Source organism: Micromonospora sp. CA-259024, assembly GCF_050936255.1.
Lineage (GTDB): Bacteria > Actinomycetota > Actinomycetes > Mycobacteriales > Micromonosporaceae > Micromonospora.
Genome location: NZ_JBNJND010000001.1, coordinates 2,479,339 through 2,494,845, shown reverse-complemented (window position 1 = coordinate 2,494,845; position 15,507 = coordinate 2,479,339). Strand labels below are relative to the sequence as shown.

Here is a 15,507-nt window from a genome sequence, read left to right as displayed (position 1 = left end):
GCCCGCTCCCCGGCCTCGGATCTACTCGTTCAGGCCCGGGACGATGTTGTGGTTTACACGGAAGATGTTCGTCGGGTCGGAGCTGCGCTTGACCGCAACCAGCCGCTGGTACGTCTCCGGCGGGTAGGCCGCCGCGACCCCTTCCGCGGTGGCGTCGCTGGCGCCCAGGAAGTTCACGAATCGCCCGCCGGTGCTCCACGGCTGGATGGCCTGGAGCAGGCGGGTCAGGTAACCCTGGAACGCCTCGGCCTGGTCCGGGCCGCCGATCGCGACCGCGTAGAAGGTGAAGGCCGCGTCTCGCAGGTCGATCGCGTTCGTTGGCTCCGGGCGGCGGTCGAAGGCCCCGCCGAGGTGCCGGATCTCCAGCACGGTCAGCGGGCTGCCCGTACCAGGGCCGGCCTGGGCGATGATCGTGTCGACCAGTTCCGGGGTGAACTCCCGTAGCAACGCCGAGCGGTCCACGAACGGGATCGGGGTCGGCGGGTCGGCGTGGATCGAGCCAACCGCGCTGTACGGCATTTCGGTCACCGAGTCGATCAGTGTCGGGGCGATCGCGCGCAGCGGGGCGATCAGCCGCTCGCCGTCCTCTGCCGCGCCGAGGTAGGCGATCCGTACGTGCGCCACCAGCCGGCCGCGGAGCGGCTCGGGCACCTCGGGGACCGGGGGCAGTTGCAGCAACGCGACCGACGAGGTCAACTCGTCCGGCACGCCAGCGGTCCATCGGCCCCACGCGTTGAGCACCTCGGCCGCCTGCTCACCAGGGAAGAAGAGGCCACCGCCGTAGATCTGGCTGACCGGGAAGAGGGCGAACTCCAGCGCGGTGACCACGCCGAAGTTGCCCTTGCCGCCGCGCAGCGCCCAGAACAGCTCCGGCTCGTTCGTCGCGGTCACCGTGCGTAGCTCGCCGTCCGCGGTGACGAGTTCGATCAGGTGGACGTGGTCAGCGGCGAAGCCGAAGGTGCGGCCGATCGGGCTCAATCCACCGCCGAGCGTGTAGCTGACCGCGCCGACGGTCGGAGCAGCCCCGTTGAGTGGCGCCAGCCCGTGCTTGGCCGCCGCGTCGACGACCTGCTGCCACCGTACGCCGGCCTCGATCCGGGCGGTACGCGCCTCGGCATCGATGGTGACGGCGTCCATCCGCCGGGTGGTGATGAGGAGGGCTCCGGCCGAGGGAAGCGCGGAGTGACCGGTGGCGAGCACCGCGACCGGCAGGCCCTGTTCGGCGGCGAAGCGGACAGCGGCTTGGACGTCGGCGGCGTTGGCGGCGCCGACCACGAGCGCCGGCTGCTGCGGGATGGCGAGGTTGTACGACGCGCACTCGGCGTCGTACCGCTCGTCACCGGGGAGTAGGACTGGTCCGACCGTCTGGGCGGTGAGCCGTGCTGCGGCATCCTCCGTGATCGGAGCACCGTCCTGGGCTGGATTCTGGATGGGGTTCATCGAGCTTTGCCTTCCGCAAGGTCGGAACGTGCGACCGTATCCGGACGTCATCGCGCGCCGATTAGTTCGAAATTCGGCCTGTATGAGAGCTGTTTCACGCCGCCGGTGGTCGTCGACCAGATAGTGAGGCAGTGGGGTGGCCCTGGGGGCCACCCCACTGCCGGCGACGAGTCCGTCACCTACCGGCCGCGCCACCAGGCGGTGACGATGGCGGCGTAGTCATCTGGTGCGGACTCCCAGGTGAAGTGCCCAGCCTCGACGATGTCGAGTCTGCTGTCCGGCAGTCGCTCGTGCAGAAACTCGGCGTTGGCCAGCGGCACCGCTGTGTCGTGCCGTCCGGCGATGATCTGCACGGGCGTCTGGATCCCCGGCAACAGGTCGCGGAGGGCCGGAAGTTGTCTCGGGTAGCTGCGCACGTAAGGAAGTGACCTGAAGAACCGGTCACCTTCGTAGGACGACAGGTAGTCCGCGCGGACGTGGTCGGGAATCGCATATCCCTCGATGTGGGGAAGCACGGCCTCGATCACGTGTCGCCCTTCGGTGCGGAACACCTCGACGTCGGGGGCCAGCACCCAGTCCCGCAGTACCCCGCCCAGCTGGATCGGCACCGCGGCGCCGCCGCTGCCGGTGACGAGGCTGCGCAGCCGGCCCGGATGCGTCGCCGCGGCGAAGAGCGATGCGGAGGTGCCGATGTCGGGCCCGAGGACGTGTGGGTGCTCAAGCCCGAACGCGTCGGCGACGCGGATGATGAACTCACCCATCGCCTGTGGTGCCAGCAACTCGTCACGGCGTTCGGAATGACCGAATCCGGGAAGGTCGACGGCGACCAGATGGGCGCGTTCGGCAAGCCGCGACCATATCGGCTCGAAGGCGTACAGGCTCTCCGGCCACGGGCTCAGCAAAAGGGCGTGATCGTCGCGTTCCTCGCTCTCGGCGTAGCGAATCGACAGGCCGTCGATGAGGCGAGTTCGTGGCTGGATGGGGCCGTTCGATGTGCTCGTCATCTGGCTACCCCTTGCGCGCCGTGGCCGTGGACCCGGTCCGGCCCCGGCAGTCGCGGCGTCACGCGGCTGCCGCGGGGGTGAAGAGGATCTTGCCCGAGCGCCGCTCGCGACCCGCGTGGGCCAGGGCGTCGACGAACTGCTCCAGTGGGTACGTCGCCTCGACCTCCGCCCCCAGCACGCCCCGCTCGACCAGCTCGGCGAGCTCGGTGTAGATCCGGGTCAGCCGCTCGCGGGGGGTGTTGCGGATCCAGGAGAGGATGAAGAAGCTGCGCAGCGAGATCGAGCGGTAGATGAAGTCACCGAGCGGGAGGACGGGTGCCTGCCCGCTGATCGCGCCGAACGTCACCACGCTGCCGGCGTCCTCGATGAGGCGTGCCAGCTCGCCGACGTGCTGCGGGCCGCCGGTGCCGTCCAGCAGCAGCCGCAGCCGGCTGCCGCCGAGCGCGGCGGCGGCGCGGTCACCCAGACCCTCGCCGTCGAGCACGACGAGGTCGGCACCGAGCGCGCGTACCTGCTCGGCGGCCTCCTCTCGACGTACCACGGCCAGGATGCGCACCCCGGCCCGCTTGGCGAGGGTGATGACGTGCTGGCCAACTGCCGAGTTGGCCAGGGTCAGGCCGACCCAGTCGCCGGGCTTGAGCTCGGCGTAGTCGTGCAGCAGGCCGTACGCGGTCGCCGGGTTGACCGGGAGCATGGCCAGCTGCAGCGCGTCCGCCTGCTCGGAGATCGGTACGACGTCGCGGGCAGCCACGACGGTCTGCGTTGCCCAGGTGCCGCGTACGAAGGTCGGCAGGATGAGTACGCGCCGCCCCACCAGGGACTGGTCAGCGTGGGGACCGGCTTGCAGCACGCGACCGACGCCCTCGGCGCCGAGCTGGGCGGGGATCTGCGGGTAGACGCTGAACCAGCCGGCGGTGAAGAGCAGGTCGGCGGGGTTGATGGGTGCGGCCTCAACCGCGACGAGCAGTTCCTCGGACCCGAGGGTCAGGTCGGGGTTCTGGTCCAGCTTGACGGTCTCGTTCAGGTCGCCGCCGACCTCGGTGAGGATGAGCTGACTCATGACTGGCGCGCTCCTTCTACAGGCCGGCCGTAATGGGCTACGGCCGATCGACCATTACTTTCTAGCGCACGCGCGCTCGCGCTGTAAAGGTCTTTGTTGTCTAGGTCATGTCGGGAGTAGTGTGTTGCGCATGGCCACGCACGAGAGTCCGGACACGGCGGACCCGCGGATCCCCGCGCTGGCTGCGGCGATCGTGGATCTGCTCAACTCCCGGCCACACGCCACGCCGGCACTACCGGACACCCTTGACGATCCCGGTCAGGCCGGGGCGATTCTGAGCCCGTTCGACCCGACGGCGCAGGACGCCCCGACCCCCGCCCGACTCGAGCGGGTCCGCGCCGTCCGTGATCACCTCGTGGCGGTGCTCGCAGCCGACACGCCGACACAAACCGCCCAGGCATGGACGATGCTGGCCGAGCACGCCAGCGATTTCACATTTCGGCAAACCTTCACGGCGGCCGGGAAACCCCAGCTCCAGCAGGTGGCCGGCGACCCCCTCGTGGGCCGGATCGTGCTCACGGTCGCCGAACTTGTCACGGCGAACACCTGGTCGCGGCTGCGCATCTGCGGTAACGAGATGTGCTCCCACGTCTTCTACGACACGACCCGCAGCCGCACCCAGCGCTGGCACTCCTACGAACTGTGCGGCAACCGAACGAACGTCGCCGCCTACCGGGCGCGGGCCCGCCGAGCCCGCGACAGCGACGAATAAGACCGCCGCCGTCAGCTCGTGGTCCACGACCACGGGCAGCGGGATCGTCAGTCGGTCCGGGTGCGGAGGCTCCACGCCAGCGCGGGAATCATCGCCGTCGCAGGAACGAGGTGGGGCCCGAGGAGGGCGGTGGTGGTGGCGGTGGTTGCCCCGGAGAGCAGGGGCGGGACCAATGAGCGGACGCCGGTGCCGCGGAGCCAGAACCCGGCGTCGTGACCCAGGACCGGCCCGGGCGCGCCGTCGCGCAGCTCCCGCTGCACCCGCCCGCGGGTGACGACGCCGAACGCGTCGCACCACTCCTCCGCGACCACCGCGACACGCGCGCCACCGCGCAGCGCGAGCGTCCGCACCGGGACTACTCCGTGCCGTCCGCCGGCAGACGCTCCGGCAGCCCGAGCCGCGGGAACTGGTCGTCGTGGAACGTGACGATCTCGGTGATCGCCCCGCCGGTGACGCGCAGGACGTCGATCGTCAGCGGCAGGTACGCGCCCTCCCGCTTCTGCCACAGGTAGAAGGCGACGGCGGGCTGCCGGTTCACGGCGGTGAAAACCCCGCGCAGGCCCTTCATGCCCTCGAATCCATCCTCGACCCAGCTGCTCACCACCGCGTCGAGGCCGACGTACAGGCCCGGCGTGGGCGGCATCGAGCAGCGGACGTCGTCCCGCAGCATGCCAGCGAGCACGTCGATGTTCGTGGCCACGCTGGCGTCGGTGTACCGGCGCACCAGCTCGCGCGTCCCGGCGTCCTCCTCGCCGCCGGTCCAGTCCTGCCGCTCGGCTGGCAGGTGCTCCCGCATGCCGGCGCGGGCCCGCTGCAGCGCGCTGTTCACGGAGTTGACGGAGTCCCCGAGGAGTTCCGCGACGTCCTTCGCCGGCCAGCCGAGCACGTCCCGCAGGATCAGCACGGCCCGCGGGCGCGGCGCGAGGTGCTGGACTGCGACCAGGTACGCCAGCTCGATCGTCTCCCGCGCGACGGCGACGGTCTCCGGCTCGTCCGCGTCGCCCGCGGGCAGCTCGTCGAGCAGCCGGTCCGGGTAGGGCTGCAGCCACCGCACCTCGCCGCCGGTCGCGGGCTCCGGGCGGCGCTTGGCGAGCAGGTCCAGGCAGGCGTTGGTGGCGATCCGGTACAGCCAAGCGCGGAACGTCGACCGCCCCTCGACGGTCTCCCGCCGCCGCCAGGCACGGAGGAACGTCTCCTGCACGGTGTCCTCGGCGTCCTCGAACGACCCGAGCATCCGGTAGCAGTGCACGTGCAGTTCCCGCCGGTGCCGCTCCGCCAGCCCCGAGAACGCCGGCTCGTCGACCTCGCCCAGCCCGCTCCCGCCCATGCCCAGCTCCTCCAGCCGCATGTCCGCACTCATCACGTCATCCTTCCGTCTCGTCGTGTCCCGTCGTAGGTGTGACGGGTGCGGGCGCGACAACTCATCACCAGCGTCGGTCGGCATGGCCGAGCGGTCGTCCGGGAGGGGCTGCAGCGCCGCCCGAGATCGGACATTGAGGTGCGGCCTTGTCTGTGAGAACTTCTCTACAGGATCAGAGCGGCCGCTTCGCACGCCGCTCGCGCCGCCGACTGGGCCGGGCCGAAGGCAGTGCCTCCGGCGGGCGCTCAGGCACTCCGGATGGTTGTCGGGATGGCTAGGGGGCCCCATGGTGGAACCTGATGGAGTGGCTGCCACGGACGACATGAGCGATTCCGTGAACTGGACCGGCGGGTTCTACGAGCTGCTGCTGATCCTCGGTGCAACCGACGATGCCCGCCTCGATCGGGCCGTGCGTGCTCTCTGGCGGGCCGCTGACGTCCGAGAGTGCCGCGTCGGGCCTGACCTGGTCGAGGTAGCCCCTGGTGCGGACTGGCGCGCCCCGCTCGACCGCTGGCTGGCCGACATCGCCGTCGCGGTCTACGACGACGCGCCGTTCGGACGCGCCATCATCGGCTTCGAGGTCGACGAGGACGCCGACATCACCGCCGGTAAGAGATACGCCGCCCGCGTGTTACCGGGGACCGACAGCATGGACTACTACCCGGCGACCACCTGAGCCTCTGACGAGGTCACCGGGATCCAGCTGACGGCGTCAATTGCTGTGAAAGGGGCTGCCGGGCCTTCAGCGCGGCAGGTACGCGGTCAGCCGCTCGGCGAGTTGCTGCGGGTGGCTGAGCGCCACCGCGTGGCACCCGTCGATCTCGTCAGGGACGGCGCCGAGGCGGTCGGCGGTCACCCGGCGCAGGAAGTCCGCCGGGAAGAAGCGGTCCTCGCGGGCAATGAGGACCTTTGTCGGTACGTCCGGCCAGGCGTCCAGTGGCCACGGCTCGTTTCCTTCCGCGCTGACCTGGGCCCGGGTGTGCGCCGCTGCCTCCGCGATGATCTCGGCCGGGACACCGTTGTAGAACTGCTGCTCCTCGCTGAGCCCTTCGGCGCCGCGATAACCGGTGTTGCCCCACCAGTCCCCGGGCCGCTCACCAGGCTCGGGGACCATCGGGGTGAGCAGGACGATCAGCCGCACAGGCAGCTTGTCGGCGATCAGTGGCGCGGTGAACGCACCGTACGAGTGGCCGACGACCACAAGGTCACTCCGGTCGCCAATCGCGTTGACGACCGTTTCGGAAAACTCGGCGAACCCTGCCGATCTGTTCTCGATCGGCAGTTCCGGCACCACCACGTCGTGGCCGCGGCCGGCCAGCTCAGGGACCACGAGATGCCAGTCCCACGCGCTGCCCCCGCCGCCGTGGATCAGAACGAAAGTCGCCATGACCCGAAGCCTCACAGCTGGGTACGACAACCTCCCGGATCCGCGCGTCCACGCCGTGTGACGGAAGAATCGCGACGCTCAGCGCACGGAGCTGCCGATGCTAGCGGGGAGCAGAGGTACGTGCGAGTCTTGTATGTACCGCCCGGCACCGATACCGCGGTCGCGGAACCCCTCAACTCCGAGGTCGTCGGCAAGCAGTACGACGTCAGCGCCACACTCCTCGCGGAGCTGCCCAATTGGTTCGCGACGCACGACGACGAGGACGAGGACGACCTGTCGGCCTTCCAGCAGCAGTTGGCCCGTGACCTGGAGCGTGACCTGCCGCACCTGGACGAACTCTGTGCTCTGGCCTGCGACCTCTGGCCGGCTGACGAAGGGCTCGCCATCGCCTACATCGGCGGGTATGCCGACGATGAGGTGATCACGAGCATTGCGGAGCAGACTCTCGCGGGGCGCGAGAAGGCCGGCGAGATCGTCATCCCGGTGACGAGCTGGTACTCCCATGTGGAGAAGGAAAGATACCGGCTGGCGAGTGAGTGGATGTCGCTCGCCCGCTTTCCCGTGGCCGATGAGTTCTACTACGGGAGTTTTGTGGTCCGCCACGACGACCTGGCCGCCGAACGACTGGACAAGGCGTTGTCCGTGACCGAGTTCAGCGAGTAGAACCCCGGGGGCGCCGAATGCGGCCGCGGGTCTGCGTTGCCTGCGGTCGCCGGCGCCGGGTGCTGGGCACCCGCTCATGCCGCGCCGCGCGTTCGTGGCTGGAGGATCCAGATCCGGCATCACCCCTTCCTTGATCGAACAGTTCGATCTTGTAGCGAGGTGACCCTTCGAACCATGCTTGATGCTGTTCATTGCCATATATTGATTCGTACTGCACGCGAATCCTGATCCGCTCGGTTACCGCCACCCAAAATTCGCCATCTCTCGCCGGATCGTAATCCTCGACGGCAAGGATCATCAGTTCCTGGCCGACTGGGATGGGTCTACCCCGGCGAAGGGATGTAAAGTTTGGCCAGACCGCGAACGTGCCGCGCAGTGGATCGACGACCGCTTTCTCCCACAGCCCGACTTCCTCGTCGTCGAGATAAAGCGTAGCCGCCCGAATAACAGCCGGGCCAAGGCCGGCATTTCGGATTCGGATGCCTGTCAGGCCGCCATCCGACCGGAGGCAGTCCAGGCTCAACAATGGGCGAACCGATTGGAAGTTGTGCCTTCGGTTCGCTCGTGCCTCCGTAATTGAGACCACAAGTGAAGCGACGGCGATCACAGTTGCGGAGATGGCGGTGATGGAATTCGCGTCCACGGCTCTCCTGGTCGAACGGGTAGGTCGGGTATGCCATCGATTAGTAGGCGCCGTCCTCCAAGCTAGGTCGCTCAGGCAAGCTGAAACGGTCGGCGCACTCTCCTGCCCCTGAGGGCGCTCGAACCGTTCGGTGCCGTTGACGCACGGTGAGCGGCGGGGGTCTCGTGGGTGGTGCGGCAGTGTTGGCGGTGGTTCGGGTCCGGGCTGCCCTGGGTCGGCGGTGGCCTGCCGAGCAGGGCTGCCGGTCAGCGGCGGCCGGTGGCCAGGGTGACGAGGTACTGTCCGCCGCCTGCGTCGACATTCGCGGTCACCGGCAGCCCGGGCACCAGCCGGGAGAACCGGTCGACGAGCCAGTCTGCCGCCTCCTGGGCGTCCTTCTGGCTCGGGCAGCGGGCGACCAACTCGCGGCCACCCTTGCGTTCGAGTCGTTCGGCGACGGTGATCAGCGGTGCGGGCTCCACCACGTGCAGACGGTCCGGCCAGGCGATGACCACCTTGACCGCGCCCTTGCGCGTGTTGCAGGCGCGGTGCGCGAGTCGCTCGGCGACCTTGGCCTTCTTGTCGGCGGTGCGGCTGTCGACGCTGGGGCCACGCGGGTCGTTCACCGACATGTCGGCGTCGACCGGCTCGTCGCACACCCAGCATCGCCAACTGTCACGCCTGGCGACGTCATCGAGGAGACTCATCCGAGCAAACTAGCCTGTTGGCCCTCGGACCAACGACAGCACTGGCCGGGGCGAGCGCCGCCAGTCCGCAGACGCCCGTCCGGAAGACGGCACCAGGGCCTCGCCTGAGCGGCACGGCAGGACCCATCGGCAGCTGATCAGGCCGAATGCCACAGCCTCGGACTATTCGACCGTCACGGCCCGGCCATGGCCAGACGGTTCGGGCACTATCGTTCTGGCGTGCACATTCGTTTTGACGTCCCGGCCGATCCTGCCTACCCGGGCCGCGTGGCCGCCGCGCTCGGCAGTGTTCGACTGCGCAAGTTCGGCTATATCGGCGCGGCGCTGGCGGCGGTCGGGGCGATCGGTCTGGCCGTCTCGCGGGGGTTCGCGTGGGGCGAGCAGATCTCGCCGCTGTGGATGGCGATGGTCGTGGGTGGCCTGCTGTCGATGTTGTATCTGCCGTGGGTGCGGTTGCGCGCCCGACGCCGCTCCAGTCGCTACGCCGTCGAGGGCGCCTACGACATCACCGATGACAACATCATGATGCGCAGCGGTTCGGAGTCCGGCGGCATCGCCTGGGACGGGGTCGCCCAGGTGAGGGATACCCCTGAGTTCTGGATCGTGTACGTCGGCCGGATGCCGGCGACCGTGATCCCCCGCTGGTTGATGTCCGCCGAGGATGCCGAGACGTTGCGTGCGTACATGGCCAGACGTGGGCTGCTCCGACGTCGGTGACCTCATGGGCGGCCACGGGTCATCAGCGGCGTCAGGGGATGAGTCGGTCGAGTAGTTCGAACCGCTCGTACGGCTGGTCGTGGTCGCCGAAGTGCCCGTCGTCGCGCACGATCTGGGTGCCGCCGAGCCGCTCGAACATGGCGCGTCCCTGTCGGTCGTCGCAGCCGTACGGATCCTTGCGTGAGTTGATGAAGTAGATGTCTCGCACGTGGGACCGGATCGCGGCCCAGTCGTAGTGCTGCTGGAGAACCGGCTCTTCCTCGGTGTTGGGCCGGGTGCAGTAGCCGGCAACCAGGATTGCCTGAGCGACGGTTACCTCGACATGCTCCAGGAGCGCCAGCAGGAGGGCCGCGCCACCGGAATGGCCCACCAGGACGGTGTCCTCGTCGAAGCTGTGCGCGTTCAGCACCTTCGGCAGGAACGTGGCGATCGGCTCGACATTGATGCCGGGGTGGTGCGGCACCTCGACAGCGTAGCCTCGGGCCTTGAGCCGTTCTGCCAGCCACAGATACCAGCACACGTCCGGGTTGCCGCCGGTTCCGTGAAAGATGATCGCCTTGGGTCCCACCATGCCCCCTTCGGATCGACGTCGTGATCAAACCACGTGATCCGCACGCGCCGTCCATCGCTCGGTTCTCCTCGACGCCGGCTCTCCGCCGTTCGCGGCGCCGGTCGCCTCAAGGAATGCTCAAATTCGATCGACACGATCCACTGAGGCCGCAAACGCACATACGCTCACCGGACCCAGCCCCGCTCAGGCCCTCCCGCTCGTTCTCGCACCGACGATGGTCGTCGTACCCAGGCTCTTCGCGCGTTCGGCATGGCTGTCCTACATGGGGGCGACGCGCACGGAGTCCTGCCACCACCTCAATCACCCGTCGTAAGCAGAAGGAGGGGGAATGCGGCGCATACAACGGCGCATCGCGCTTCTCGCGCTGCCCGCCCTGGTGGGTAGCATCCTCGTGGCGACCGGGCCTGCGGGCGCGGATCCCACGGGGCCGTCAGCCACCACCGATCGGTCCCAGATCGAGAGTCCAGACTCGGTTCGCCTCGTACACATCAGGCTGACCGGCGCCGACATGCTGGACAAGGTGGCCGCTGCCGGCTTCGACCTCGAGCACGGCCTCCGGCGCGTGCCGACCGGCATCGAAGGCGAGGCGGTGGTGACCTCCGCGCAGATCGCCGAACTCACGGCGATGGGCGTCGAGGTGCTCGGCGACGACGCGGGCTTCGCCTGGAGCGACGAGGCCGACGGCGGCATCGGCGCCGCCGGCGCGCGGGCGGTCCAGCCGTCGAACCACGAGGCGACGGTACGAATCGCCCGCGCCGACTGGTTCACCACCAAGGGCCAGGGCTTTCTCTACGTCGAGGCGCGGACCACCGAGGGGCAGCAGGCGGACCCGGTCGTCGGGATGCAGCTGGAGAACGACTCGGGCAAGGGCACGCCGTTCGGCTTCGCCCGGACGATGAGCCGGTTCGTCGACTCCGGGCAGTACATGTTCCACCGGAACCTGTTCAAGCTCGACGCACGCCCTAACAAGATCCAGGTGACGAGCTCCACCGGTGGCGTCGTCACCGGCGTCGTCTCCAACTGGTTGGAGGACGCCCCGCCGCCGCTGACGGCGAACCCGTCCTACAAGTCGGACTTCGTGGACGGCTACAAGCACCCGCAGCAGCTCTACAGTCGCGCCAAGGAGATCGCCCGCCAGTACCCGGACATCGCCGAGATCGTCTACCTGCCGAACCAGACGAACGGGTACCAGCGCAAGGCGCAGGCCCAGATCGGCGGTACGGGGCAGGCGGCGGTCGTCGTCACCTCGGCGGCGTGGGGCCACGAGGGCGGCAACGACATCACGGTCGACTTCGTGGACCGGCCGGGTGCGGACCTCCCGCTCGCGGTGGAGGTCGCGGGCAAGGCGGTTCGCGTCCTGCTCGCCACGGATGCGTCCGGTGGGCCGGCGAGTACGGCCACGGAGGTGGCGGAGGCACTGCGGACCCGGTCCCAGGGCCTCATCGACCGGGCGCACCCGTACCGCACCAACGAGGGCACCGGCATCGTCGCGCCGACGGCGGGCCCGGTGGCGCTGACCGACTTCCTCGACCAGAAGCGCGCCGGCGCACCGGCGGGCGAGGTGCCACGTGGCCCGGCCACGATCCCGGTCCTGCGGATCGGCAAGCACCGTGACGGCAAGAAGCCCGGTGTCCTGATCCAGGCGCAGGACCACGCCCGTGAGTGGGTGCCGGCGACGACCAGTCTGGAGTCTGCCGAGCGTCTGGTGCACAACTACCGCTCCGACCGGGAGACGAAGAGGATCGTCGACAACACCGACGTCTTCTTCATCCTGTCCAACAACCCCGACGGGGCGAACTACAGCTTCTACAACTTCGCCTCCCAGCGCCGGAACATGACCAACCACTGCCCGGACGCGAACGCCGATCCGGGTCGACGCAACTCCTGGGGCGTCGACCTGAACCGGAACTACCGGGTCGGGTCGGGGCACGACGGTTACTCGGGCGCGTCGACCAGTTGCGTCAGCGACACCTACCAGGGGCCCGAGGAGCTGTCCGAGCCCGAGTCGAAGAACATCATCTGGCTGGTCGAGAAGTACAAGAACATCAAGTTCATGATGTCGGTGCACTCCAACGGCGGCCAACTGTTCTGGCAGCCCGGCGCCTACATCGCGGACGGCCGGATCACCACGCCGCGCCCGCCGTTGGGTGACGAGGCGTTCTACTGGCAGTCGGCCGCCCGGATCCTGTCGCAGGTCAAGGCGCACCGGGAGACCGTCGTCACGCCGGAGAACGTCGGCGGCTCGTCCGACGTCCTCTACTCCTCGGCGGGCAACGTGCGTGAGGACCTGTACCACACCTACGGGATCTACGCGTTCGGCTGGGAGGTCGGCGGCTCCGTCTACAACCCGGCCACCGGCAACTGGCAGGGCGGTTCGTTCCAACCGGAGTGGGTGGGCAACCCCGACCTCGTCAGTGGCCACGCCGAAACGATGGAGTACGCCAACGGGATCATGGAGATGTTCCGGGTCGCGGCGGACTGGGGCAGGGACAACAAGAACCCGACGTCCCGGCTCGTCCCCGGCGAGGGGCGCTACTCCGGGCCAGTCGACGTGCGGCTCGAAACCAGTGAGCCGGCCACCATCTACTACACGACCGACGGCAGCCGCCCCACGCTCGAGTCGCCCCGCTACGCGGCGACCGAGTTCCGCGAGCCGGGGCAGGTGTTCCATGTGACCGAGACGACGACGTTCCGCTGGTTCTCGGTCGACAGTGCCGGCAACATCGAGAACAACTACGACCCGACGAAGAGCGACAAGCGCAACAACTACCGCACGGCGACGATCAGGATCGTCACGAGTTAGCGCCCTTCCGATAGTCGTTGCCCCGTCGGTGCGGTTCACCCGCGCCGACGGGGCAATGGTCGTACCTGGCGCCGTTGGCCCGGCAGAAGGCACTGGTGGTCGCCCTTGCGATTCCGTCGCAGGTGTCCTTCCGCGACCGCCCGCATCCAGCGGTTCCACCAGGTCGAGGGGCAGCCGGTGCGGCCGGGGGACGCCAGCCGCACCGGCTGCCCTGTGGTGGTCCGCCGTCGCCGGAGGGGGCGGTTCGACGGCGGACCCGGTGGGGGGATCGGTGCCTCGGAGGGCGAGGCGGGGAAAGCGACAGGGTCAGCTGCCGTGCACCTCCAACTCCCACAGCGAGTAGCCGTACCCGGGCAGGGCCCGTTGGGTGCCCTGGACGCGTAGGTAGCGGCCGGCTGCCGAGATGGCGATGTCATCCACGCCGCCGTCGCCCGTGGCCGTGGTGTAAACGGGCGACCAGGTCACGTTGTCGGGGGAGACCTGGACCTGGTACGCCCGCGCGTACGCCGCCTCCCAGGTCAGGCGGACCCGGTCGAGGGTGCGGGACGCGCCGAGGTCCACCGAGATCCACTGCGGGTCGGTGTACGCGCTGCCCCAGCGGGTGGCCGCGTTGCCGTCCACGGCGTTGGCGGCCACGTGTGCGCTACCCGGCTCCACACTGGACGCGGTGACCGGCCGCCCCTGGGAGAGCAGGGTGCCACCGGCGGCGGTGCCGTAGACGTTGAGGTCCCACAGCGAGTAGCCCCACTGGGTGGCCCGCTGGGTGCCGTACACCCGCAGGTAGCGTCCGGTGCCGCTGACCGTGAGGTCGTCGACGCCACCGTCTCCGGCGGTCGTGGTGTGCACCGGCGACCAGGTCACGTTGTCCGGCGACACCTGTACCTGGTACGCCCGCGCGTGGGCCGTCTCCCAGGCCAGCCGCACCCGGTTGATCGCGTACGTGGCCCCCAGGTCGACGGAGATCCACTGCGGGTCGGTGTACGCGCTGCCCCAGCGGGTGGCCGCGTTGCCGTCCACCGCGTTGGCGGCGATGTGTGCGCTGCCCGGCTCGACGCTGGACGCCGTCACCGCCCGGCCGCGGGCCAGGTCGGTGGCGGGCGGCTCGCTCGGACCGTCCGTCTTGATCCGCACGTTGCGGTAGTTGATGTCCAACCCGGCGCCGTCGTTCTGCAACCCGATGTAGCCGTTGGCGATGGCCCGGCTGCTGACGTAATCGTTGATCTTGACTCCGTTGAGCCAGATCTCTACCCGCTGGCCGTGCACGCCGATCTCGTAGGTGTTCCACGAGCCGGGTGGGTTGAGCGCCGCCGAACGAGCGGCCTGGTTCGGCGCCTGGAAGCTGTAGACGCTGCCGGTGGTGCGCGTCGGGTCGCCGTCGGTGGCGTCGATCTGGATCTCGTGACCGGTGTCGACCGGGCCCCATGGGTCGCCCTGCGGATCGGGGAACCCGATGAAGACCCCGCCGTTGTCGTCGCCGGGCATCATCCAGTCGACCTTGAGCGAGTAGTTGCCGAAGGTACGCACCGGGTACCAGAGCAACCCCATGCCGCCGTACGAGGTGAGGGTGCCGTCGGCCAGGGTGAAGCCGCCCGGCCCGGCCTGCCGCCACTGGGCGAGGCTGGTCTGGGTGCCGTCGAACAGCGGGGTGTAGCCGGGCTCCGGCCGGCAGTCGGCCGCCACGGCGCCGGCCGCCACCTGGATGCCGCCGAGCAGCATGCGGGTGAAGTTCGGGTCGCTGTAGCTCTGCTCGGTGTGGCCGAGGCCGGTGTACCAGGAGCGTCCGCCGCCGTAGCTGTGGCACCAGGTGATCGGGTGGTCGCCACCCATGGACCCGCCGCTGTACGAGGATTCGTCGAGGCTGGCCAGCACCTTGACCGCCGAGCGGGGGTTGGCGCGGTAGTTGTACCACTCGTCGGTGCGGGTCCAGGTTGACGGCAGGTGCGCGGTGGAGGCGTTGGCCCGGTCCTCGACCCGTACGGTCGCCTGCTGGGTGGCCGGGTGCGAGGCGAAGTACGCCCCGACCAGGCCGCCGTACCACGGCCACTCGTACTCGGTGTCGGCCGCGGCGTGCACCCCGGCGAAGCCACCGCCGCCGGCCAGGTACGCCTCGAACGCGCTCTGCTGGCCGGCGTTGAGCACGTCGCCGGTGGTGCTGAGGAAGACCACCGCCTGGTACTGGGCGAGGTTGGCCGTGGTGAAGGTGGCCGCATCCTCGGTGGCGGTGACGGTGAAGCCGTTCGCCGCACCGAGCTGCTGGATCGCCGCGATGCCGTTCGGGATGGAGGAGTGCCGGAAGCCGGCGGTCTTGGAGAAGACCAGGATCTTGGTCAGCGGTGCGGCCTCGGCCGGGGTCGGGGTCACCGTCATCGCTCCGGCGGCGACGGTGAGTCCGGCGACCACGGCGGCGGCGACCGCGGTGATGGCGCGTCTGTGCATGGGGGCTCCTTGCGGGAGGTTGGAG

General features: G+C 69.3%; 15 protein-coding genes. 5 read left to right on the top strand and 10 right to left on the bottom strand.

Translation table 11 applies throughout. The features are described 5' to 3' along the window. Positions 1-21 precede the first annotated feature (21 nt). From ACQEUX_RS10930 to ACQEUX_RS10920, 3 genes are all read right to left on the bottom strand, one after another. The gene (locus tag ACQEUX_RS10930) at positions 22-1,440 is read right to left on the bottom strand and encodes an FAD-binding oxidoreductase (RefSeq protein ID WP_433045081.1); all 1,419 of its coding nucleotides are present in this window, start codon (positions 1,438-1,440) and stop codon (positions 22-24) included. Positions 1,441-1,619: 179 nt separating this feature from the next. After that, positions 1,620-2,444 (bottom strand): alpha/beta fold hydrolase, encoded by an 825-nt coding sequence (locus ACQEUX_RS10925; protein ID WP_433045078.1) that lies wholly within the window; start codon positions 2,442-2,444, stop codon positions 1,620-1,622. A gap of 58 nt (positions 2,445-2,502) precedes the next feature. Then, positions 2,503-3,504: a zinc-dependent alcohol dehydrogenase family protein gene (locus ACQEUX_RS10920; protein ID WP_433045075.1), complete on the bottom strand. Its 1,002-nt coding sequence runs from the start codon at positions 3,502-3,504 to the stop codon at positions 2,503-2,505. A 130-nt stretch (positions 3,505-3,634) separates the two neighbouring features. On the opposite strand from ACQEUX_RS10920, the gene ACQEUX_RS10915 reads away from it, so the two are divergent. Then, the gene (locus tag ACQEUX_RS10915; RefSeq protein ID WP_433045072.1) at positions 3,635-4,216 is read left to right on the top strand and encodes a CGNR zinc finger domain-containing protein; all 582 of its coding nucleotides are present in this window, start codon (positions 3,635-3,637) and stop codon (positions 4,214-4,216) included. Positions 4,217-4,263: 47 nt separating this feature from the next. On the opposite strand, the gene ACQEUX_RS10910 is transcribed toward ACQEUX_RS10915, so the two are convergent. Both ACQEUX_RS10910 and ACQEUX_RS10905 read right to left on the bottom strand, forming a co-directional pair. After that, a complete protein-coding gene (locus tag ACQEUX_RS10910; RefSeq protein WP_433045069.1) occupies positions 4,264-4,566 on the bottom strand; it encodes a DUF6069 family protein in 303 nt (100 codons plus the stop codon). A 5-nt stretch (positions 4,567-4,571) separates the two neighbouring features. Next, complete coding sequence (locus ACQEUX_RS10905; RefSeq protein WP_433045066.1) at positions 4,572-5,576, bottom strand: RNA polymerase subunit sigma-70; 1,005 nt, start codon at positions 5,574-5,576, stop codon at positions 4,572-4,574. 322 nt (positions 5,577-5,898) lie between these two features. Here ACQEUX_RS10905 and ACQEUX_RS10900 point away from each other — a divergent pair, with 322 nt between their 5' ends. Further along, positions 5,899-6,252, top strand: coding sequence for a hypothetical protein (locus tag ACQEUX_RS10900; protein WP_433045063.1), 354 nt, complete (start codon positions 5,899-5,901; stop codon positions 6,250-6,252). 66 nt (positions 6,253-6,318) lie between these two features. Here the strand turns inward: ACQEUX_RS10900 and ACQEUX_RS10895 are convergent, their stop codons facing one another. Beyond that, positions 6,319-6,963 (bottom strand): alpha/beta fold hydrolase, encoded by a 645-nt coding sequence (locus ACQEUX_RS10895; protein WP_433045060.1) that lies wholly within the window; start codon positions 6,961-6,963, stop codon positions 6,319-6,321. A gap of 120 nt (positions 6,964-7,083) precedes the next feature. Between ACQEUX_RS10895 and ACQEUX_RS10890 the strand changes: the two genes are divergently transcribed. After that, positions 7,084-7,626, top strand: a complete 543-nt coding sequence (locus ACQEUX_RS10890) for a hypothetical protein (protein ID WP_433045057.1) — start codon at positions 7,084-7,086, stop codon at positions 7,624-7,626. Here the strand turns inward: ACQEUX_RS10890 and ACQEUX_RS10885 are convergent. Together ACQEUX_RS10885 and ACQEUX_RS10880 are read right to left on the bottom strand one after the other, a co-directional pair. After that, positions 7,616-8,269: a hypothetical protein gene (locus tag ACQEUX_RS10885; RefSeq protein ID WP_433045054.1), complete on the bottom strand. Its 654-nt coding sequence runs from the start codon at positions 8,267-8,269 to the stop codon at positions 7,616-7,618. The two genes, ACQEUX_RS10890 and ACQEUX_RS10885, sit on opposite strands and share 11 nt — an antisense overlap. 245 nt (positions 8,270-8,514) lie before the next feature. Beyond that, entirely contained in the window at positions 8,515-8,955 is a 441-nt protein-coding gene (locus tag ACQEUX_RS10880) for a hypothetical protein (protein WP_433045051.1), read from the bottom strand. Between the two features lie 219 nt (positions 8,956-9,174). Here ACQEUX_RS10880 and ACQEUX_RS10875 point away from each other — a divergent pair, with 219 nt between their 5' ends. Further along, the gene (locus ACQEUX_RS10875; RefSeq protein WP_433049757.1) at positions 9,175-9,672 is read left to right on the top strand and encodes a YcxB family protein; all 498 of its coding nucleotides are present in this window, start codon (positions 9,175-9,177) and stop codon (positions 9,670-9,672) included. Between the two features lie 31 nt (positions 9,673-9,703). Here the strand turns inward: ACQEUX_RS10875 and ACQEUX_RS10870 are convergent, their stop codons facing one another. Further along, positions 9,704-10,243 carry an RBBP9/YdeN family alpha/beta hydrolase gene (locus tag ACQEUX_RS10870; RefSeq protein WP_433045048.1) on the bottom strand — a complete coding sequence of 180 codons (540 nt, stop codon included), beginning with the start codon at positions 10,241-10,243 and terminating at the stop codon, positions 9,704-9,706. A 328-nt stretch (positions 10,244-10,571) separates the two neighbouring features. Here ACQEUX_RS10870 and ACQEUX_RS10865 point away from each other — a divergent pair, with 328 nt between their 5' ends. Next, positions 10,572-13,046: a M14 family metallopeptidase gene (locus ACQEUX_RS10865; RefSeq protein ID WP_433045045.1), complete on the top strand. Its 2,475-nt coding sequence runs from the start codon at positions 10,572-10,574 to the stop codon at positions 13,044-13,046. A 306-nt stretch (positions 13,047-13,352) separates the two neighbouring features. Here ACQEUX_RS10865 and ACQEUX_RS10860 read toward each other — a convergent pair whose 3' ends face one another. Continuing rightward, positions 13,353-15,482, bottom strand: coding sequence for a ThuA domain-containing protein (locus tag ACQEUX_RS10860; protein WP_433045042.1), 2,130 nt, complete (start codon positions 15,480-15,482; stop codon positions 13,353-13,355). Between the last annotated feature and the right edge of the window lie 25 nt (positions 15,483-15,507).

Bases quoted from the DNA above. Each gene is read 5' to 3' on its own strand.
- ACQEUX_RS10930 (WP_433045081.1), bottom strand. From the start codon at position 1,440: ATGAACCCCATCCAGAATCCAGCCCAGGACGGTGCTCCGATCACGGAG.
- ACQEUX_RS10925 (WP_433045078.1), bottom strand. From the start codon at position 2,444: ATGACGAGCACATCGAACGGCCCCATCCAGCCACGAACTCGCCTCATC.
- ACQEUX_RS10920 (WP_433045075.1), bottom strand. From the start codon at position 3,504: ATGAGTCAGCTCATCCTCACCGAGGTCGGCGGCGACCTGAACGAGACC.
- ACQEUX_RS10915 (WP_433045072.1), top strand. From the start codon at position 3,635: ATGGCCACGCACGAGAGTCCGGACACGGCGGACCCGCGGATCCCCGCG.
- ACQEUX_RS10905 (WP_433045066.1), bottom strand. From the start codon at position 5,576: ATGAGTGCGGACATGCGGCTGGAGGAGCTGGGCATGGGCGGGAGCGGG.
- ACQEUX_RS10900 (WP_433045063.1), top strand. From the start codon at position 5,899: ATGAGCGATTCCGTGAACTGGACCGGCGGGTTCTACGAGCTGCTGCTG.
- ACQEUX_RS10895 (WP_433045060.1), bottom strand. From the start codon at position 6,963: ATGGCGACTTTCGTTCTGATCCACGGCGGCGGGGGCAGCGCGTGGGAC.
- ACQEUX_RS10880 (WP_433045051.1), bottom strand. From the start codon at position 8,955: ATGAGTCTCCTCGATGACGTCGCCAGGCGTGACAGTTGGCGATGCTGG.
- ACQEUX_RS10870 (WP_433045048.1), bottom strand. From the start codon at position 10,243: ATGGTGGGACCCAAGGCGATCATCTTTCACGGAACCGGCGGCAACCCG.
- ACQEUX_RS10865 (WP_433045045.1), top strand. From the start codon at position 10,572: ATGCGGCGCATACAACGGCGCATCGCGCTTCTCGCGCTGCCCGCCCTG.
- ACQEUX_RS10860 (WP_433045042.1), bottom strand. From the start codon at position 15,482: ATGCACAGACGCGCCATCACCGCGGTCGCCGCCGCCGTGGTCGCCGGA.